At 52.7% G+C, this 20,927-nt stretch carries 14 protein-coding genes; 1 reads left to right on the plus strand and 13 read right to left on the minus strand.

Annotated elements, in window-relative coordinates:
* A complete protein-coding gene (locus ACTNDS_RS04135) occupies nucleotides 1-6,885 on the minus strand; it encodes an SNF2-related protein (RefSeq protein ID WP_441034245.1) in 6,885 nt (2,294 codons plus the stop codon).
* 776 nt (nucleotides 6,886-7,661) lie between these two features.
* Nucleotides 7,662-8,006: a TnpV protein gene (locus ACTNDS_RS04140; RefSeq protein ID WP_235713685.1), complete on the minus strand. Its 345-nt coding sequence runs from the start codon at nucleotides 8,004-8,006 to the stop codon at nucleotides 7,662-7,664.
* On the opposite strand from ACTNDS_RS04140, the gene ACTNDS_RS04145 reads away from it, so the two are divergent.
* Entirely contained in the window at nucleotides 8,005-8,772 is a 768-nt protein-coding gene (locus ACTNDS_RS04145) for a hypothetical protein (protein WP_235713679.1), read from the plus strand. The two genes, ACTNDS_RS04140 and ACTNDS_RS04145, sit on opposite strands and share 2 nt — an antisense overlap.
* A 96-nt stretch (nucleotides 8,773-8,868) precedes the next feature.
* Here ACTNDS_RS04145 and ACTNDS_RS04150 read toward each other — a convergent pair whose 3' ends face one another.
* From ACTNDS_RS04150 to ACTNDS_RS04200, 11 genes are read right to left on the minus strand one after another with little or no spacing between them, the layout of a single operon-like run.
* Entirely contained in the window at nucleotides 8,869-9,084 is a 216-nt protein-coding gene (locus tag ACTNDS_RS04150) for a transposon-transfer assisting family protein (RefSeq protein ID WP_002576226.1), read from the minus strand.
* Nucleotide 9,085: 1 nt separating this feature from the next.
* Nucleotides 9,086-12,370, minus strand: a complete 3,285-nt coding sequence (locus ACTNDS_RS04155; protein ID WP_441033885.1) for a YodL domain-containing protein — start codon at nucleotides 12,368-12,370, stop codon at nucleotides 9,086-9,088.
* Nucleotides 12,371-12,376: 6 nt separating this feature from the next.
* Nucleotides 12,377-12,655 carry a hypothetical protein gene (locus ACTNDS_RS04160; RefSeq protein WP_009322006.1) on the minus strand — a complete coding sequence of 93 codons (279 nt, stop codon included), beginning with the start codon at nucleotides 12,653-12,655 and terminating at the stop codon, nucleotides 12,377-12,379.
* Nucleotides 12,652-14,760 (minus strand): DNA topoisomerase 3, encoded by a 2,109-nt coding sequence (locus ACTNDS_RS04165; protein ID WP_441033887.1) that lies wholly within the window; start codon nucleotides 14,758-14,760, stop codon nucleotides 12,652-12,654. The genes ACTNDS_RS04160 and ACTNDS_RS04165 overlap by 4 nt, the downstream gene beginning before the upstream one ends.
* The gene (locus ACTNDS_RS04170; protein ID WP_009003368.1) at nucleotides 14,747-14,950 is read right to left on the minus strand and encodes a hypothetical protein; all 204 of its coding nucleotides are present in this window, start codon (nucleotides 14,948-14,950) and stop codon (nucleotides 14,747-14,749) included. Before ACTNDS_RS04170 ends, ACTNDS_RS04165 begins: the two co-directional genes overlap by 14 nt.
* Entirely contained in the window at nucleotides 14,947-15,711 is a 765-nt protein-coding gene (locus tag ACTNDS_RS04175; RefSeq protein WP_441033890.1) for a DUF4366 domain-containing protein, read from the minus strand. The genes ACTNDS_RS04170 and ACTNDS_RS04175 overlap by 4 nt, the downstream gene beginning before the upstream one ends.
* Nucleotides 15,701-15,958, minus strand: a complete 258-nt coding sequence (locus ACTNDS_RS04180) for a DUF4315 family protein (RefSeq protein ID WP_009003366.1) — start codon at nucleotides 15,956-15,958, stop codon at nucleotides 15,701-15,703. Before ACTNDS_RS04180 ends, ACTNDS_RS04175 begins: the two co-directional genes overlap by 11 nt.
* A 28-nt stretch (nucleotides 15,959-15,986) precedes the next feature.
* On the minus strand, nucleotides 15,987-17,723 hold the full coding sequence (locus ACTNDS_RS04185) for a CHAP domain-containing protein (RefSeq protein WP_441033892.1): 1,737 nt from the start codon (nucleotides 17,721-17,723) through the stop codon (nucleotides 15,987-15,989).
* Nucleotides 17,716-18,096, minus strand: coding sequence for a DUF3851 domain-containing protein (locus tag ACTNDS_RS04190; RefSeq protein ID WP_438267287.1), 381 nt, complete (start codon nucleotides 18,094-18,096; stop codon nucleotides 17,716-17,718). The genes ACTNDS_RS04185 and ACTNDS_RS04190 overlap by 8 nt, the downstream gene beginning before the upstream one ends.
* The gene (locus ACTNDS_RS04195; protein WP_441034248.1) at nucleotides 18,096-20,495 is read right to left on the minus strand and encodes a VirB4-like conjugal transfer ATPase, CD1110 family; all 2,400 of its coding nucleotides are present in this window, start codon (nucleotides 20,493-20,495) and stop codon (nucleotides 18,096-18,098) included. Before ACTNDS_RS04195 ends, ACTNDS_RS04190 begins: the two co-directional genes overlap by 1 nt.
* Complete coding sequence (locus tag ACTNDS_RS04200) at nucleotides 20,452-20,907, minus strand: PrgI family protein (protein WP_441033894.1); 456 nt, start codon at nucleotides 20,905-20,907, stop codon at nucleotides 20,452-20,454. The genes ACTNDS_RS04195 and ACTNDS_RS04200 overlap by 44 nt, the downstream gene beginning before the upstream one ends.
* Nucleotides 20,908-20,927 lie beyond the last annotated feature (20 nt).

Raw genomic sequence — 20,927 nt, forward strand, 5'->3', positions numbered from 1 at the left:
TTACCGCACCTCCTCATGCTGTTTTGGTTTCTTGTCTGTACTGCGGGGTTGCACCGGGCGTTTTAGGTTATCCAGCACCGAAGGCCGTGTGCTTTTGGCAACAACAGACTCAGTGTGTGCCTGCCCCTTTCCGTCGATGTTGAGCAGGGTATCCAGCTCCACCAGACGGGCGTTTTTGCTTCTCAGTTCTTCTTCATAAAGGAATGGCTTTCCGACTTCCTCCTTTGCGGCAGCCTGCTGCTGATAGAGGTTATCCAGCTGGGCCTTTGCCGCCTCCAGACGCTGGGGCATCTGGGCGAGGGCATTGTCGATACGGGTAAGATTTCCGCGAGGGTCTGTACCAAGGGTTGCCCGGTGGGTCATCTGTCCTTTCAGCAGGAGCGTATACTCCTGTTTCCAAGCGGAAAATTCCACGGACATGGCATAACCCCGGTAGTTGCCGATCTGCACCGGATCGGAGGTTTTGACCTCCTTGCAGGCATCCAAAAGGGCTGCACCGGCGTTCTCCTTATCGGTCAGCAGGTCTCCACGAATCTCCATACCAGCAAAACCGTCCTCCGGGTGCGGGTGAGCTGTCAAAACCTCCAGATCGGATTCAAAGCCCTTGATAAAGCCTTTGTGCTTTTCAATCTCCTCCGGGAAGTATTTGAGCAGCTGGTCCTCCAGACGATATTGCTTGCTCTGGTGGTCGGCTTTCATCAGCTTCAGGCGGGATACCTCCACATCCAAATCCATACGCTCTTTGATACGGGGGTCTCCGGCACACAAAGCCTTAATCTCTGCAAAACTGAGGGCGGTTTCATCCACATCATCGCAGGAGCGCACCGGCGATTTAGAAGTCATGATCTGGCTGATGAATTTCTGCTTGTTCTCCACTGTCTGCCAGAGGTATGCGTCAAAGGTTCCCTCGGTCACATAGCGGTACACATGAACAAGGGGGTTCTGGTTGCCCTGACGCTCGATACGCCCCTTTCTCTGGGCAAGGTCTCCGGGTCTCCACGGACAATCCAGATCATGAAGTGCCACCAGACGGTCCTGCACATTGGTGCCTGCGCCCATCTTGGCGGTGCTGCCCAAAAGGACACGAACCTGACCGGTACGGACTTTAGAGAACAGCTCCTTTTTCCGCACTTCGGTATTGGCTTCATGGATAAAAGCGATCTGGTCGGCAGGCATCCCCTGAGCAATGAGTTTCTGACGAATATCGTCATATACCGTAAAGGTCGGTTCCTGTTCCGGCAGAGGCACAGCGCCTTCCAATGCGTGAAGCAGTGGATTATCCAGCGTTTTCGCCGCCTTGCTTGCAGGAGCTTTGGCCTGTGGTGTAGAAATGTCGCAGAACACCAGCTGGGTCAGCTTGTCAGCTTTGCCGTCCCGCCAGATCTGCATGATGTTGTCCACACACTGATTGACCTTTGTGCCAGGTTCGTCCGGCAGCATCTGGTTGACGATCCTCTGGTCAAGCCCCAACTTACGGCCATCCGAGGTAATCTTGAGCATGTTATCCTGGGACGGGTCAACAGTTCCGCTGTGTACCAGCGATGCGCGCTCCGAAAGGGTCTTGACCATTTCCTGCTGATGTTCGGTGGGCTGCGCCACGATGTTGTGGTACTCCACTTCCGGGGTAGGGAGATTTAACTGGTCGGCAGTCTTAATGTCCGCCACTTCTTTGAACAGGTTCATCAGCTCCGGCAGATTAAAGAACTTGCTGAATCTCGTTCTTGCCCGGTATCCGGTGCCTTCCGGTGCCAGCTCCAATGCTGTGACGGTCTCCCCAAATCGGGAAGCCCAGCAGTCGAAGTGGGTCATGTTCAGTTCTTGCAGGCGTTCATATTGAAGATAACGCTGCATGGTGTAAAGCTCGGTCATGGAGTTGCTGACCGGTGTACCGGTGGCAAAGATCACGCCACGGTTTCCGGTGATCTCATCCATATAGCGGCACTTGGCAAACATATCGGAGGATTTCTGCGCGTCCGATGTGGAAAGACCAGCCACATTCCGCATTTTTGTGTATAAAAACAGGTTCTTGTAGTTGTGGGCCTCGTCCACAAACAGCCGGTCCACACCCAGCTGCTCAAAAGTTACCACATCATCTTTTCGCCCCTCGGCTTGCAGCTTTTCCAGTCTGGCTTCCAGAGACTTTCTGGTACGCTCCAGCTGCTTGACGGTAAAACGCTCGCCGCCGCTGGCCTGCACCTCTGCGATACCCTCGGTGATCTCGTCGATCTGCTCATAGAGAAGCCGTTCCTGACGCTCCCGGCTGATGGGGATACGCTCAAACTGGCTGTGTCCCATGATGATGGCGTCGTAGTCACCGGTCGCAATACGGGCGCAGAACTTCTTGCGGTTATGGGTCTCAAAGTCCTTTTTGGTTGTGACTAAGATGTTGGCAGAAGGATAGAGGCGCAGAAACTCCGATGCCCACTGCTCAGTCAGGTGGTTGGGAACCACAAAGAGAGATTTCTGGCACAGTCCCAGGCGTTTGGCTTCCATCGCAGCGGCCACCATCTCAAAAGTTTTGCCTGCGCCTACTTCATGTGCCAACAGGGTATTTCCTCCATACAGCACATGGGCAATGGCGCTTTTCTGGTGTTCCCGCAGGGTAATGGCCGGGTTCATGCCCCCAAAAGTGATATGGCTTCCATCATATTCGCGGGGACGGGTAGAGTTCATTTCTTCGTTGTACTGACGCACCAAAGTCTGGCGGCGCTCCGGGTCTCTCCAGATCCAGTCCCTAAAGGCTTCCCGGATCGCCTGCTGTTTTTGAGCCGCCAGGGTGGTCTCCTTGGCGTTCAGCACGCGGCGCTCTTTTCCGTCTGCATCCTCTATGGTGTCATAGATGCGGACATCCCGCAGGTTCAGGCTGTCCTCTAAAATCTTGTAGGCATTGGCACGACTGGTCCCATAGGTGGTATAAGCTGCCACATCGTTGTAGGATACAGAAGATTTCCCCTTGATCTGCCATTCAGCGGTAAAGGACGAATAGTTGACCTCGATACTGCGCTGGAGATAAAACGGGGTGTTGAAGGTCTCGTACATAAACTGCTGGATGTACTCTTTGTCGATCCAGGTAGCGCCCAGACGCACCTCAATCTCCGACGCATCCAGGTCTTTGGGCTGGGCGGCGGTAAGAGCTTCCACATTGACTGCATAAACCGGGTCCTGCTGTGCCGCCCGCTGCGCCTGACGCAGTTTGCGGCGTACATTGCCAGAGAGGTATTCATCAGCAGTCACATAATGGGGCGTTCCGTCCTGCTCCAACTGTCCCGGTATACGGAAGATGACGCCTTGCAGCTCTCCGGCCAGTTCTTCTTTTGTTTTTCCGGTAAGCTGGCTCATATAGTCCATATCCACGCAGGCTTTTTCCGAGATGGACACCGCCAGTGCTTCACTTGCCGTATCCACCACAGCCACCGCCTGATGGGGCTTGATGGTCCGTTTGGTGAACATATCTGCCTTGCGTTCCAGCTTTCCGTCCTCGTCGATGACTTCCAGCGCACAGAGCAGGTAATAGGAAGAATCATCTGCATAGGCCAGTCGGTTTGCACGGTCATTGATAAGGCCATATTTTTCAGAAAAGCTGTCATACAGGCTGTTCAGTTCCGCCTGCTTTTGGGTAATGGTGCTGTCCGGAACCGCTGCATCCATCTGAAGGTCGATCAGTTCCTGCACACAATCACGCAGTCCCACAAGACCTTTTACGCGGGCTTCTGCGGTGGTGTTGAGATCCGGGCGCACCATGCGGCTGTTTTCCCGGTAGTACACCTGCCCGTCTACAATGGCATAGGAATAGTTCTTCACATTAGGATCGGCAGGAATGAAGGTGTCAATGGCTTCGCCTTCGCCCAGCTCCGGCAGCTCTGCCTCCTGATAAGTGCCATGAATGTACTTCACAGCATCATGCAGCTGGTCGGAAAGCTTCAGTCCCTCGATGGAGTTCACGGTGTAGTCCATACCATGTGCAGTGCTTACCGGCTCCTGTCTGCCCAGCACCATTTCCGGATGGTCGATAAAATACCGGTTGATGGTAAACCCGTCCTCCGTCTGTCCGGTCTGGGTCCATTCCGGCACGATGTCCAACGGGTGGTCCCGCTTTTGGAAGAAGATGATGTCCGATACCACCTCGGCACCGGCATTCTTTTTGAACGCGTCATTAGGCAGACGGATAGCTCCCAGCAGCTCAGCACGCTGGGCAAGATATCGGCGCACGGTGGAATCCTTGGCGTCCATGGTATATCGAGAGGTCACAAAAGCTACCACACCGCCGGGACGCACCTGGTCCAGTGCTTTGGCAAAAAAATAGTTATGAATACTGAAATTCAACTTGTTGTAGGCTTTGTCGTTGACCTGATACTGACCGAACGGCACATTGCCGATGGCAAGGTCAAAGAAGTCACGCCTGTCGGTGGTCTCAAAGCCGCCTACTGTGATGTCCGCCTTGGGATAGAGCTGCTTTGCGATGTGCCCGGAAACAGGGTCCAGCTCCACGCCGTACAGACGGCTGTTTCGCATTTTCTCCGGCAGCATACCAAAGAAATTGCCCACACCCATAGACGGCTCCAGAATATTTCCGGTCTCAAATCCCATACGGTCCACCGCTTCATAGATGGCCTGAATGACCGTAGGGCTGGTGTAATGGGCGTTGAGGGTAGAGCTTCTGGCGGCGGCATATTCCTCCGGGGTCAGCAGTTCTTTTAGCTGGGCATACTCTAAAGCCCATGCCGGTTTCTCCGGGTCAAACGCATCAGAGAGACCGCCCCAGCCCACGTATCGAGAAAGAACCTCCTGCTGTTCGGGGCTCGCCTGCTGTCCGGCAGCTTCCAGCTCTTTCAGCAAACGAATCGCATTGACATTTGCCTGGAACTTGGCTTTCGGACCGCCTTCGCCCAAATGCTCATCGGTAATGCGAAAGTTTTTTGCATTGCGGCGCAGGTTAGCCTTGTATTCCTCATAGGAGGCTTTCTCGGCAGCTTTGGCATTGGGGAAGGTCTGCCACTGGCCATTGACCTGAATGGAAACCGGGTGTTCGTCCAGCACTTCCTCAAAGGTTTTCTCCGGCTCAGTCACAGGGGCTGGTGGCTCCGGCTCCTCGATATGCAGTCGTTCCACCACCACATCATAAGGCAGATTGTTCTTATCGCCCGGATAGACGGCCATGGTCTCGGAATGGAAGGTTGGGGATTCGGTAGCCGGTTGGGGCTGTTCCTGTCCAAAACCGTCCTGCTGACGGGCATACATCCCGCGCAGCAAAGGCGCAACCTCATCCCAGCGGAAATACAGCATAGCCAGACGCTTTTCCTCTGCATCCATGACTTCCAGTTCTATGCCCTGTGCCGTGGTACGGTAATCGGCAATATCGCCGGTCTCCAGATTCAGTGTCTCGATCTCACCGGAATAGGCTCTGCTCAGCCAGTAGGCAATCTCGCTGTTGCTCCTGCCGGATTGCAGCAGCGTGGAAATCTTCTTTTTATCCGCTTCATCCATCAGTCCATGAGCCAATACATCCCGCAAGTCCTGATCTGCCTTGTCCGGGTCAGTAGGAAGAAACTCGGTATAGTAAGCATTGCGGCGGTCTGCCCGAAGCAGCTGCTCGAACTGTTCTTTGCGCTCTGCCCGGTAGATGGGATATACCATCCCGGTGGGCAGAAGCTGTACGGTGTCCTCACGCAGCTCGGTGATCTGATAGGCGTCATCCTCGATATACACGGTATCGCCCACGGCATAGACCAGGGCAGCAGGGTCATAGGATGTTCTTTGCGGAGTTGGGCGGCGAACTGCATCATATTCCTCATCGGAAATAGCAACTTCGGAAGTCTGCTCTGTCTCAGCAGCTGCGATCTGCTCTACATCCGACATCACCTGTTGGATAAACGGATCATTGTCCAGTTTTTCCGGGTCTGCCACCTGGCCGTTGACAATCCCTCTTTCCTCCAGAGCTTCCCGGATGGCGATTGGGTCGATGTCGTCAAAACGGTCCTGTTCTTCTTCGGTATAGAACCGGTCCTCCTGAATGAGCTGGGCAAGCCTGCGCTGTACCTTCGGCCAGGGCAGCTGCGTTTCCTCCGGGCTGCCGGCACGGACAACGAACAGGCTGTTGCTGTTACTGCCGCCGTATTCCTGAGCCAGCCATGCGGCGGTATCTTTTTCTCTTGCATGGTCTTTCATATAGCGGACAACAGCGTGTTTACTCTCGATATTGCCGTTCCATGCACAAAGGGCAGTATCAATATCTTCCTGAGAAAGAGGGCGCAGAAGCTCATGGAGCTTTGGATAGGTCTCGTCGATCACTTCCCGGTGTAAACGCTGACGGAACTCCGGCACATCCGAATAGAGTCGGATCAGCTCCATATCCTTAGAACCAAGGACTGCACGGCGCACAGCGGCATTACCCTCGATGACAGCATTTTCACGGTCAGAATGCCCGCAGGCATTGCGGTATGCGGCATCCTCGGAAATAGCGGCAGTCACCACAGGCTTATACTGCTCAAACTGCTCCCCAAGGGTAGGCTTTGGTGTTTCTTCATCCATCTCCGGCTGCTGGGCTTGAATGGCATCTTCTTCGGCCAGTTCCTGTTCAGACTGGATCTTGTCATACTGTGCCTGTTCCTGTTCGGTAAGATAGCGGTCTTTCTGGACAAGTGAGGTAATGCGCTTGGCAACCTTTTCCCAGTTCAAGTGAACATCCGGGCAGTCCTGCTTTTTATAGTGCAGTCCTTTCCCATCGTGATCTTCGCCGCTGTGTGTTGCGCCGGACAGGGCATGAGAGCGTCCGCCAATGCCATACTCGTCTTTGAGGAATCTCACTTTCTCCTTATCCGTATGGTTTGCCATGAAGAACGCATAGATACGGCCTTTTCCTCCGGCGAAACTGCTGCCGCCGGTCATAGCGGCGTCGATCTCATCCTCGGTAATGAAGTGCTGAACGGTTGGCACTTGGGAAAGGTCTGAAGAAAAGGTCCTGCGTGGCAGGTTAAGGTCCTTCAGGTTCTCCCAGATCTCCCTTGGTCTGTGATAGTGAAAACGCAACAGGTCACGATCCTGCTGATAGGCAGTCCAGAAGGCGGCGTATTCTTCCTTGAGTGTCTGGCGGAAAGCCGGGTCACTCAGCTGCTCCGTCAGGCGGCGGGTCTCCTCTGGGAAACCATTGCCTTTGATCTCTGACAGGCAGGACAAATATCCGGCTTTTCTGGCGTCCTCGCTGAGATCGTGATACAGATGCCAGAGCTTTTCCGAGAGAAGGGAGCGTTCATAGCCTGCCGCTTCTGCAAGCTCCACATTGGAGGCAAACTGACCACTTTTCAAAAGCTCCCCGATACGCTCTGCGGCACTCTCCCAGGAAATGACCTGGGCAGACCTGTCATAACGGACAAACTTCCCGTGGGAAAGATGGATACCATCCTCGGCATACCATGCACTCACACTGCCAAGGCCGTTACCGCCGTGATACAGCGTTTTCAGTATCTCGGCAATCTCAGCGGTGGTTTTCTGCTTTTCAAAGGCTGCAACCACACGCTCTCTCTGACGATCTGTATTGCCTCCCAAACGCAGCACATGGTCAATATCATTTTGGGCAAAAGAAAAAGCAGAGGATGTATGCGCTACATTCTCTGCTTCATCTATGGATTGGATCTGCTCCGCTTCGGAGAGGAACAGGTTTAGGGTCAGCTGTTGATAAGCTCCGCCATCAGGATCTCCTCTGCCTGGGCTTTGCAGGTGTTCATCAGCCCCACCCACTTCATGGGATCGCTGGCTTTCAGTTCCTCGGTGGCTCCCGCTTCTTTCGCCAGCTGGGGCATCATCTGCTCCAGTCTGCTCTGGGCGGTCTCGTCGATCTCCAGAAGGTGCTGGTACAACTTCTCGCTCAGCAGCATCTGGTTGTAGAGGATGGGACGATGTTCCTTCAGGTAGGTTTTCCTCATCCTGCCGTACTTGCCCAGGGGTTTCGACCGCTGCTGGCTCAGCTTCAGGTCGGGAATCTGATAGTCTCCGTTCTGGATGTAGGTCATGGGATTGTTCATCTTGCTTGCTCCTTTCTTGGTTGGCTTCGCGCTCTGCATTTCGGACGGTAACGCCGATCTGCCGCAGCACCTGCTGGTTAATCTGACTGACCGCTGTTCCCAGCGCCCCGATAGTTGCCGGGGTATTGAAATCAAAGATCGCCATGAAATCTTCGTGGTCGAAGTAGCGTTCTGGTTCCAGTCCACAGCGGGACATCAAAGCGTAAGTGATACTGACGGTGGCTGCTGCCTTGAACTGTACTCCGATGTTAAACTCATCATATTCCTCCAAAAAGGAACCGTCAACGATATAGAAGAAGTCCTGCTGATGCTCCGTCCAGTATTCCTCAGCCAGTTTTCCGGCTACCTCCGTGAGCTGTCCGGCAAGGTCATCACCGGAAACATCATAGGTGCGCTCAAGCATGGCCTGCACGGAATCCAGATGGCGCTTCTCCAGCTGCCACAGCCAGGGAGTGCGGGAATGTTCACGGGTTCCGGTGTCGGAAATGTCAAAGACATAACGCAGGCGAGGTCTGTCCCCGGAATCGTCCACCAGAGCAATCCCTTTGGAACCGCGCCTTACATACCGGCCCATCTTTTCATTCCACAAATCGTACTCCGCACAGGCGATGGCGTCCGGTCGCTGGGCATAGATCATCAGCTGCTCATGGAACGGGTACTTGTAAAGGCGGGAAGCAGTAGTGAGAAACCCTGCCCATTCCTGCCAACTCCCCGTGAGCTGCGTTGTCACCTTCTCCGCCATCTGTGCATATAGTTCAGCTTTGGTTGGCATAGTGTCCTGTCCTCCTTTCGGTTTTGGGGTAAAGAGGTGGGGTGGCATATTGCCACCCCATCCCTGCGATTATGGTGTTTACTGGTCAAAGTCCGGGTACAACTCCAGCTCGGCAAACTCGGCATCACTCATGGCCTGGAGCTTGCCCAGTGCGCTGTCTGTCAACTCCCGCAGCTCGGTTTCCTCCGGGGCCAGCTCGCCGCGCATCTCACGCAGGCTGTCGATCAGTCCGGTACGGCTGCCGGTATTGTAAATGCACATCAGGTTCATTTCCTCAAAAGTAAAGTTTCCCATATCAAATCTCCCTTTCCGCACTCTTTTTTGGCGCTATCTTTTTGTGTTCTGCCTTGGGCTGGCTTTTCAGCTGCTCCATGACGGACTTTTTCTTTTCCCGTTCCTCCCGATGGGCAGCGGCAGCCAGATCCATCAGGGAAATGAGCTGACCGCTGCGGGCCTGCTGTTCCAGCTCTGCCACCGTAGGCTCTTTTGCGCCATTATTGATGATACCGTCGATCATGCCGTAATCGTCCTCCACGGCCATCTCCGCATTTTTCAGCGGATTTTCCGGCAGGAATCCGGGGATCTGGGTAAAACCAACACTGTCACAGTAATGACAGGATACCTTACCATCCTGCTTGATCGCAACGATGTCACTGACACTCATAGAAGGACTGTGAAAATCCGCCGGTTTTTGCAGATTAAACTGCTCATATAGTTTTTCCAGCTGCTCCGGTACCGTGCCAGACTCCCTCAGCGGAGCAGTGTAAATGAGATCATAATTGCTGCGGTCTATGGAAATGGCATGGGACTTTAACCAGTCCAGATTCATAAAGCGCACATTCTGTGGATCGTCACGGCTCACCTGATAGATGGCAAAGCAATCTCTGTTCTGAGCAAGAAATGCCTGTTCCCGTTCCTGCTGATGTTCCTGGCGCTCCATGACCTTTTCGTGGAACTGAGGGCTTTTCTCCCATTCCTCACGGTCCACACCGAAAAGGCCGCCATGATCCATGATTTCCTGCGAGTCAAATACCATACTCTCCGTATTGTCCTCATGCAGCACATAGACAGTCAAACCAGCGGCATCCAGTTCCAGCGCCCGTTCTCTGGTAACAGGGAGCATCCCATCATAGGAGTATCCGTATTCCTGCATATCCGGTGTAGAGACCTGCTCATCCGGCGTTGGGTATTCATCCAGCGCCTGCTCCTGTGCTTCCGGCAGCTGGGAAGAAGCAGCCATCTGACTGGCCTCTGCCTGCATCTGCTGGTAGGCGGCTTCCTGCAAGGTCTCAATCATGGACAACGGTGCGTATTTTACCGAGTCTCTGTCCAAATCGTTGTCATCACAAATCTGGAGAACTGCCTTCATGCGGGAAATCCCCGGCATATCCAGCTGACCACCATCCAACTCTTTCATGGATGCGGCATCGTAAAGGGTATAGTCCCAGCCGCTGTCACAGGACTGGATATGAAGATAGATGGCATTGTCGATCAGAAACAAAGCCTCCTGCTGATTGGCGTCCGCCCCCAGCACTTCCATTTCCGGCATTGCCGCAGCCAGTTCCTTTACCGCTTTCTGTACCAGCGGATTGTCACGGTAATAGTCGATTGCCTGAATAGTGTCCAGGTCAATGGTCTGCCCGGTCAAAATCGGAAACGGTCCTTCATAGTCGCTTCCGTCTTTCAGTTCAAAACCAATGCCCTTGATCCCGTTCATTCGTTCTGCCGGAATCTCCTGATAAATACGGATTGCTTCCTCCAAAGACAGGTTATCGTGGTATTTTCCGAGGTTTGGAAATTCCATGCACTCTGCTACATAGTAGGTCAGATCGCCGGTCGGCAGCCTATCAGATACCTTAATGGCATCTGCTGGCTGCTCTATCGGGGCGGTTTCCGGCTCTACCTTTGCATGAGGGTCGATTCCGCGCTCTTTGCAGATTTCCTTATAGTGGCGCTCAATGTCGGAGATCAAAGTGCCGGAGGTTTTGTTGATGGTCTCCAAACTGGCTCTCAACTCTTTCAGTTCCTTGCCCTGACTCCAACTGGCAATATAGCCAAAGCTGTTTTCTCCTGTCTCGATGCCAAAATATTTGCAGACTGCATAGGAGATGCTTTCAGCCTCCACTTCTTCCGTGTGACGGTTTTTGATTGCCTGTTTTTCTGCGGTTGCATCTTCCTCAACTGCAAGACGCCATTCAAACTGATTTTCGTCCACATAACGCCAATCCATATCAGAAGCAAACTGTTCGGCTTCTTTTTCTGTGGCAAAATCCAACTTGAAATCATGCTTGGTTCCACCTTCACTCTCCTGCACAACCTTCCATGACGGTAGCATTTCATATTTTTTAGGGTCATGGAGCTTGCTGTGGGCAATCTCGTGTACTGTGGCCGAAACCGTCTGCACCTCGCTCATGCCCTGACGAATGGCAATTTTCTGATGATCGGCAGAAAAATAGCCGTCCGTATCGGCGGCCATTGCTTCAAAAGTAATCGGCACCGGTGCGCTGCGGCGCAGGGCCTCCATGAATGCCTCATAATTTGGCACATTGCCGGAAAGGGAGGAAGCAAGCTCCGGCAAAGGTTTCCCGTCGGTCTGACTCACATCAAAGACCTTGACTGGGCGGAACATGGGAATCTCGATTTCTTTTTCCTCTGTGACGATCTTTCCGTCTTTATCCAGAATCGGAGCCTTGGTATCCGGGTCCAGCTTCTGCTCCTCGATTTTCTTCTTGTACGGTGTTGGGGCGATGATGGTAATGCCATGCTCGCCCTTTTTTACATGACGCTCAAACTGGTCTTTCCACTTATTGTATCCGGCTACCAATGTGGCGTCCGGCTTCTGCATATAGATGAGCATGGTGTTGTTTACCGAATAGCGGTGGAAGCGGGACATGACGGACAGATAGCGCATATACTTTTCACTCTCAAACAGTTCTTTGATGCCCTGCTCGATGCCATCTGTGATTTCCCTTAGCCGTTCTCGGTTGGTGGGTTTGTTCTCAGCCATGATTTTCAATCTCCTTTCCAAGTGTGTGATTTCTGCTGTGTGTTCTGCAATCCATGCCTTTTGTTCTTCTTCACTTTCATAAAGAAAAAGGTCCAGCAGGTACTCTACATAGGGTTTCTTCTGGATTGCTTCCACAAAGCGGGGGTGCGGTTCTTCCTCCGGTGTCCTGGGAGAACGGTCGGCTTCCCATTTTTTCAGCAGATAGTAGTAATCGGACAGTACACGGTAACAGCGCTGTCGATTCTCCCGAAACTTCTGTGCCTCGGTTTTTTGCCGGACATATCTCCTGCGGGGCGGGGCCTGACTGTCATAGATCAGGCCAAAGTCCTGTGCCAGTTTCTCCGCCGCTTCTTTTGGGGAGAGGTTAAAGAGCTTTGCGGTAAAGTCGATCACATCCCCATCTTCACCGCAACCAAAGCAGTGGAACCGCTGGTCTACCTTCATGCTGGGGTTCTTATCATCGTGAAAGGGACAGCAGGCCATACCATTTCGTTTGACCTCGATCCCATAAAACGCTGCCGCTTCTCTGGTGCTGACCGACTGCTTGACCGCTTCAAATACATTCTCTGCCATGTGCCTTTAACTGCCGGACTTTTTCACAGGGGGCTGGTATCCGGCGGCTTTCGCACGCTCACTGGCAGCTTTGCGACGCTCGGTGCTGTATGGCTCCCGGACTGATACACACCGCTTGGGGACGGTAAAGTTATGGGCGTCCTTTCGGGTGATCTGGTCGGGATGCTTTTTTGCCAGCAGTTCCAGCTTCTCCATCAGACGAGGATCGTGGGTATAGACCTCAGCCATTGGTTCTGCCTGGTTATAGAGGAGAATGGTTTCCCGTTCCACTAAAGAGAGCTTCATCGGCTGCCTCCTTTCCGCTGGTCAAATTCCAGCTTGAAGTTGGCATACTGTCCATCGTCCTCCAAAACCACAGTGGCATCGTAGGTCTTGCCGGTTTTCTCCGAATATAGCCCCGTCACACGGACACAGCCATCGTTCAGCAGCGCAGACACCACAGCTTTGGTCGGCTGTTTTTTCTTGGTAGCCCACCATTTGTTGTTTTTCCAGATTGCAAATTTGCAAGAATCATTCTGACAGAAGAAGCCTTTTTGCAGTTCTGCAACTTCACCGCCGCAGCGAGGGCATTTGCCCACCACCTCACGGGGCGGAGTGAACAGGTACTCAGTTCCCTTGATGACCTGATAAGTCCCCACCAGATCTTTCAGCATGGTGCTAATCCCGTCCAGAAACTCCTCTGGGGCAAGCTGCCCGCGCTCGATCTCGCCCAGGCGATACTCCCACTCGGCAGTCAGAAGCGGCGATTGCAGTTGTTCCGGCAGCACCGTGATAAGGGATACTGCATCGTGGGAAGGAAGAAGCTGCACCGTTTTTCTGTTCTTTTTTCGCTCCAGAAAACCGGCAGATACCAGCTTTTCCAAAATACCGGCACGGGTGGCCGGTGTCCCCAGACCTTTTCTCTCAGCATCCTCTGGCATATCATCTTTCCCGGCAGTCTCCATTGCGGACAATAGGGTGTCCTCCGTAAAGTGCTGAGGCGGACTGCTTTTGCCTTCTTTGACGATTGCCGCAGAAACCGAAAGTGTCTGTCCTTCGGTCAGCTCCGGCAAGGCTTTCTCTACGCCCTCTTTTTTCGGCTCTGCATCCTTCATTTTGGCACGATAAGCGTCCTCCAGTGCTTTCCATCCGAGGTGCTTCACTGTTTTCCCTTTTGTGGTAAACTCCCCACCGGCACACGCTGCAATCACAACGGTTTCCGAATAGATATGGGGCTGGGCTACGGCGCACATCAGACGCAGAGCCACCAGCTCCAGCACCGCTTTTTCTCCCACAGGAAGGGCAGAAAGGTCTGCGTCCTTGAGATTTCTGGTAGGGATTACTGCGTGGTGGTCGGTTACTTTCTTATCGTTGATTACCGTCTGCGGATCACAGGTAATGGCGATTCCTTTGCGAAACGGCATAGCATTGGCAACCAGATTCACCAGCACCGGCAGGCTGTCTGCCATATCGCCAGTCAGATAGCGGCTGTCAGTACGGGGATAGGTGCAGAGCTTCTTTTCATACAGGCTTTGCAGATAGTCCAGGGTCTGCTGGGCTGTAAATCCAAGCAGGCGGTTGGCATCTCTTTGCAGAGTAGTCAGGTCATAGAGGGCAGGCGGCTTTTCGGACTTTTCCTTGCATTCCACCTTTTTGATTGTGACATTTACACCCTGACAGGCTTCTTTCAGCTGCTCAGCAGCAGCCTTATCCGCCATGCGCTCCCCGGATACGGTAAGACCGGGCAGCTCCAGCGCCACGGTATAAAAGGGAATCGGCTTAAAGGTGTCGATCTCAGCTTCTCGCTGAACAATAAGCGCCAGCGTCGGGGACATCACGCGCCCGATGTTGAGGGTTCGGTGATACAGCACGGAAAAAAGCCTTGTCGCATTGATCCCCACCAGCCAGTCGGCCTTGGCACGGCAGAGGGCAGCATCCCGAAGTCCGTCATAGTCCGCACCGGGGCGCAGGTTTGCAAAGCCTTCCCTTATGGCGGAGTCTTCCATCGAAGAAATCCAGAGCCTTTTCATCGGCTTCTTGCAACCTGCCAGCTCATAGACGCTACGGAAGATCATCTCGCCCTCGCGTCCGGCATCACAGGCATTTACCACTTCCGTCACATCCGGGGCATTCATCAGCTTTTTGAGAATATCAAACTGCTTTTTCTTATCTTTTCCTACCACCATCTGCCAATGTTCCGGCAGGATAGGCAGATCATCATATCGCCACTTGGCATACTTTGGGTCATAGCTGTCTGCATCCGCAAGACCGGCCAGGTGGCCCACGCACCAGCTGACACGCCAGCCGTTGCCCTCCAGATACCCGTCTTTACGGACGGTTGCGCCGATCACCGCCGCCAAACTCTGGGCAACTGATGGTTTTTCGGCAATTACCAATTTATGTTGAGCCATGATGGTTCCTCCTCTCTTTGAGCCATCGGGACATTTCCCGGTGACAGATACCTACGCATGGTCTTCCATAATTCCCGCAACCATAGCAGGGGTGGCTGTGGGGTAAAGAAGGAGGACGGGAAGTTTCCTTCCCGCCCTCCGGCCTGCGTGTCATCATGCGTTCGTAGGGGCTGTCTGTGAAACGGGTCATTTCACACTGTCCTCATCATCTTCTTCTGTGCTGCCCCCGTCAGCATTCGGTTCGTCCGACTCCTCATCCTCGGTTTCCCATTCCTCGGAATCTTCCTCGCCATAATCATAATCGTCCAGACTGTCATTGCCCTTGGTCTTAGGCTTATTCTTAACGAGCTTCGAGTAGGCAAATACGCCACCGCCACCAAGCAGAGCCAGCAAAAGGGCCAGCGCAGCCGGGTTCAATCCGGCAGGCTTCTCTTTTTCCGGCTCCGATGTTTCTGCCGGAGGTTCCGGTGCTTTGCCCGTACATTTACTCTTATCAGTTGCGCAGACCGGGCAGGCCGTATTGACTGCCCCTGCTTCACATTTTGTCGTGCAGCTACACACAGCAGCCGGCTCCTCTTTGACATTTTCATCTTCCATCAATGCCATCAAATCCGCTTCATCCACCTGATTCAGAAAGTGAACAGCAGTCTTTTTATCCTCATTAGCCCTGTCGATCAAAATGTAAAAATAGTTGCCAGCCTTGGTGGTAACGGTAATGAGCTGCTTATTGCCACCAAAATCATCCACCAGAGCGGCATTGCCATCTGGTGTAAGTGCCGGTGCCGGTTCTGTTTCTTCCACAATCACATTGCTGTCATTGGTAGAATCCTCTGCCGGTGCCGCCGGAGCCTGTTCTGACCCCTGTGCGAAAGCAGGGATCGTAAAGCCAAATACCACAACCATTGTCAGGCAAAGGGTGGAAAGTGTTTTGCAAATTCTTTTATTCTTCATAAGCGGTAACCTCCTGATTATTTGATTCCGACAGTGCTGTATCTCTGCCGTGGTTCATTCCACCGGAAAGCATAGCGTTCAGCTGTGCTGGAGTCATGCGTAACGCACGAACCATCTGAACGATTTCCAGATTCTCTGCCTCCGTTTTCTGTGCTTCCAGGGTCTTGAGCTTTTCCTGATATTCCGCAATCTTCTCACGGGTTTTCTCAATTTCCTGGTCGATACGTTCAATTTTGTTTTTTGCCATAACCGTTCACTCCTTTCCACAAAGTCTGTTACCAGTTCATCAGGCCGTAGCCCTTAATACTTTGATAATTCAGGTCATAACTTTTGATCTTGCAGGCATCGCCGGAATTTCCCTCCACCGTATAAACACGGCTGCCATCCGTACCGATCACGATACCCACATGGTCTGCTGTCCCATCCAAATCCCAATCAAAGAAAATTGCATCTCCGGGAGCCAGATTGTTATAGCCTCTTGCACCCCATTGTCCATGAGACTGGAACCACGGAACGCCCTGCCACTCACAGCCTGCAAAGCGCGGTTCACTTTTTCCAGCCTGGTTATAACACCAGGATACAAAGCAGGCGCACCACTCCACGCGGCTGTCAAAGCCATACCAGCTCCAATAAGGATAGCCGCCCACATTGCCCACCTGACGCTTGGCCAGTTCCACCAGCTGAGGATTGCCGGGGCGGGTACCGTTAATGAACTGCACACCGGACAGATCTTCCGAGCCGCTGGTATCAGGGGAACCACCGCCAAACAACAGCGGCTTATTGCCCATGGTCTGCCGGTAAACCTGATACATTTCCATCTGCTCCGGGGTCAGTAACTCCGACGCCACAGCGGAAATGGGCTTGCTGGTGAGTTTCACATTCAAAATGTAATACTCATAGGGGACTTCTTCTGAGGTGGTCTCGCCGGTCTCCGGGTCGGTGGAGGTCTCCGTGCGGTAGCGAATCTCCACTTCCTCAGTAAGCGTCAGCTGATACTGTGCTGCAAACACACGCGCCAGCTCTGCCTGAGCGCTCTGCTGGGTGTAACCTTGCAAGACGGCAGACAGAAATGCTGCCAGCTCATGAGGGTCATGGCCGATCATACCAAGGTCATAGCGATACTCGTCATACCCTGGGTGGCTGCTTTCAATGTTGTCGATTTCCTCCTGCAACTGGACTTCTCTGGCTGCATAATCTGCCTCCACTGCCAGCATTTCCGGGTCATCCGACGGATAAGTGGTACCGGAGAGAACGGAACCGATGCTCTGCGCCATCATGGAGCAGGAGGACATGGTATTCATCAGCATACAGGTAATGAGGAACAAAACCCCTGCCATCAGGAAACCCTTCTTGTGGCGCACGACGAACGCCCCTGCCTGCTGTGCCTTTTCTTTCACCGTCCTTGCGGCTTTTCCGGTTTTGGACGCAGCCTGGGCGGTATTTCCGGCAGTCTGACCGGCGTGTTTGGCGGCGGCATACTGCCTTTTGATGGCCTGCTTTTGCTGCCAGCGGGAAAGCGGATTGCTGGCAAACTGGGGATTTTCCTGCAAAGATTTCTGGTACAGAACATTTACATTTGCCTTTTCCAGTTGGCGCTCTGCCTGTGCTGCTTTGCGGTACGGCTTCAGCTTGTGGCTGCGATAGCCCTCCCGCACCAGATAAGCGCCGGTCTCCACCGCCTCCTCGGACTTGTGGGCGCTTTCCACGCCCACATTGTCCTGCTCTGTTTCCCGTATCTCTTTGTGGAGCTTGCCCACGACCAGATGGGCGGGAGCTTCCCTGACTCCTTGAGAAACTTTGGAAGGTGGCTTTTTCTTGTCCTCAAAGGTCAGCTTCGAGGTCTTTTTTCCGGTATCCGGGTCAATGACCGTCTGCCTGACCTTTTTCTTTGGGATATTGGCCTGCGCCTTATCTGCTCTGGCCGCAGCTTTCTCCGCTTTACGGATCGGCTTTTCCAGTGCAGGGTCAGACCGTTCCTCATCAGTAAAGCGCAGGCGCGGTTCCTTATTCAAACCATTCTCCCAGCATGAGGGAGGACATCATGTAGTGCAGCTCTGCATAAATGGCCATTCCCACCGGATCGTTGAACATACAGCCGGACAGGTAGGCATAAAACTGTGCCACCACATCGGACAGGATCTTCGCTTCGGTTCCTTCCAGAACCAGACCCCCCATACCTTCTTTGGCACGGATGGTGCTCCACACCTCTGCCAAACGGAGCAGCCCCACCTGACCGGTCTCATTCAGTTCGGCTGCCTGGTCTGCCGCTGTGCGGCACTCGCTGACTGCTTCAGCCATGACCGTAAGCAGCTGGCTGCGCTGGGCATTTACCGCCCTGTCAAAAAACATCAACGGGTTTTTATTCAAAATGTTGGGGTTCATCATCATTCATCCTCCTTTTTCAATTCTTGAGGTTTGGTGGTCATAATGCGGTAAAGCTCGGTATTCTTCGGGAAGTGATCCACGAAAGGCAGGATTGTAGAGCCATAAAACAGCAGGCCCTCGCCCTCACCGGAGTGGGTCACATAAGATAATTGGTGTGTGGAAATACCCAGCTGCTTGGCGAGGATCTGACGGTCTCCGCCTGCCTGGTTGAGCATATACACGAAGTCGGAATTTTCAAAGATATTTTCCACCTCGCGGCTGGAAAGTAGATCTTTGACGTTCTGCGTGATTCCGGTGGGGATGCCGCCCCATTTTCTGAATCGCTTCCAAATTTCTACCGTATAAGCAGCGGTCTGTTCCTCCTTCAAAAGCAAGTGCATCTCGTCGATGTAGTAGCGGGTAGACTTGTGAGCGGCACGGTTGATGGTGACACGGTTCCACACCTGATCCTGAACTACCAGCATACCGATTTTTTTAAGCTGCTTGCCCAGTTCCTTGATGTCGTAGCAGACAATCCGGTTATCAATGTCCACATTGCTCTGATGATTGAACACATTCAACGAACCCGTTACATAGATTTCCAATGCCGTTGCAATGTACTGAGCTTCTTTTTCTTCCTGCTCCCGCAACAGGTTATAAAGGTCCTCCAAAATCGGCATATTCTCTGGCTTTGGGTCATTGAGATATTCGTTGTAAACCAGCCGTACACAACGGTCAATAATGGTTTTCTGCACCGGCTGCAAGCCCTCCTTACCGCCCACGATCAGCTCACACAAACTGAGGATAAAGTCAGACTTGAGTGACAGCGGGCTTTCATCATCCGAGTAGTCCAGGTTCAAGTCCATCGGATTGATGTAGTTGGTAGAGGTGGGCGAGATCTTGATGACCTGACCATGCAGACGCTCAACAAGAGGTGCGTACTCCGCTTCCGGGTCACAGATGATGACATCATCATTGGTAAGCAAAAAGCAGTTGGCAATTTCTCGTTTTGCGCTGAAGGACTTACCGGAACCCGGCGTACCCAGAATCAGGCCGTTGGGGTTTTTCAGCAGCTTTCTGTCCACCATAATGAGGTTGTTTGACAGAGCATTGATGCCGTAGTATAGGGCTTCTTTCCCGTTCTGGAACAGTTCCTGCGTAGTAAAGGGCACAAAGATAGCTGTGGAACTGGTGGTCAGTCCTCGCTGAATTTCAATCTGATTGAGACCCAGAGGCAGACAGCTCATCAGCCCTTCTTCCTGCTGGAAGTCCAGCCTGGTCAGCTGACAGTTATACTTCTGGGCAATAGAGCCTGCCTGAAAGATGTTGTTGCCAAGCTGACGGGGATTGTCCGCTGTGTTCAGCACCAGAAAGGTCAAAAGGAACATTCTCTCGTTGCGGCTCTGCAAATCCTGCAAGAGTTTTTTCGCTTCACTGCCGTAGGTAGCAAGGTCAGATGGAATGATGTCCATGTCGTATCCGGCACGGACTGCTTTTTTCTGTTCCTCGATCTTGCTGCGGTCCAGGTCGGTAATCTTCCGCTTTACCGTTTTGATGGCTTTCACCTGATCCACCGACTGAATGTGCATACTCACAATGAGCGAACTTTCCATATCCAGAAAATCAGCCAGCAAACGGTCATTCAGTTCCGGTGCGAGGATCTGCAAAAAAGAAATAGCTCCGTATTTCTTACCCATACGGAACTGCTTGCCGGTGCGGAACTCAAAGGAGCTTGGTGCAATAAAATCCTTTGTGGACAGACCGGAAGGAGCCAGCCAGTCCCATTCAAACTGAAACGGGAGTTGTTCATCCATGTGGAATACCGCATGAAGCTGAAAAAGCCTTTCTTTACCGTCCAGCGTTCTGGCAGCCACACCAAGACGCTTGAAGTTATTAAGTATATCGGTCTCAATACGCTCCAGACGGGGCTTGGCGGCTTTGATGCTGTCCGCGTCGATACCAAAGGTCAGGTATTTGGTCTTGATGAGACCGTTGTTACCTCTGGCCAGCTGATTTTGCAGCATTGTGGTGTATTCCTCGCGGATACTGTCAAAGGCGTCCCTCTGGGGCGGGATGGAAATGGAGTTAGCAAAGGTCTCCTCCGATGCCGCAAGGTTCAAAAAAGACAGCTGGAAATGAATCGAGCTGTCAAAATAATTGAGGAAATCACACCAACCCTCAAAGATTGCCGTCTTATCTTCGTTTTGGGAGAGCTGATAGTTGATGTCCTGAAACTGAATGGTCTTTGTGTAGTGGCTGTCCGATATGCGGCAGATTCCGTCCGGCCACATCCGTTCATAAGGGATACTGTCCTGCGCAGATTTTCCTTTTTTGTCCGTGCGGTTGGCGCGGACAATGGCCGCGTCGATCTGCTTCTTATCGGCGCGGGACAGCTTTTTCTTTGTCTTTACCGGCTGCACAGTTTTTTCCTCGGTTTTCCCGAACATACGATGCAGCCATTTTTTTATTGCGGTGAACAATGTCATACACCTCCTTATCGAGCATTTCCTGCCGCTTTAATACGGCATAAAAGTTATTGGTCTGGTAGGGACGCTGCTTGGGACGGATCACAGCTACTTTGAGAATGTTGCCCACAATCTTTTCCAGGGGCTGTCCATGCTTTTCGTACATAGCCAGCATAAAGAAGGGCAGCATAACCAGCATCATACACATAGCCGCTACGCTGTTCCCGGTAGGTTTTCTGAGCAAAAAGAAAAGCGGTACGCCAATAAGCGCTCCGCCCGTGAAGCAGATAAGCTGCCGCTTGGTCAGATTGAACATGACCTTTGTTTTGACTTTTGTTAAGTCCTTGGGTACGGGTACATAAGCCAATGTGGAAACCTCCTTCCGTT

It is taken from the genome of Blautia sp. HCP3S3_C12 (assembly GCF_052064155.1).
In the GTDB taxonomy this organism is placed as follows: Bacteria; Bacillota; Clostridia; order Lachnospirales; family Lachnospiraceae; genus Blautia_A.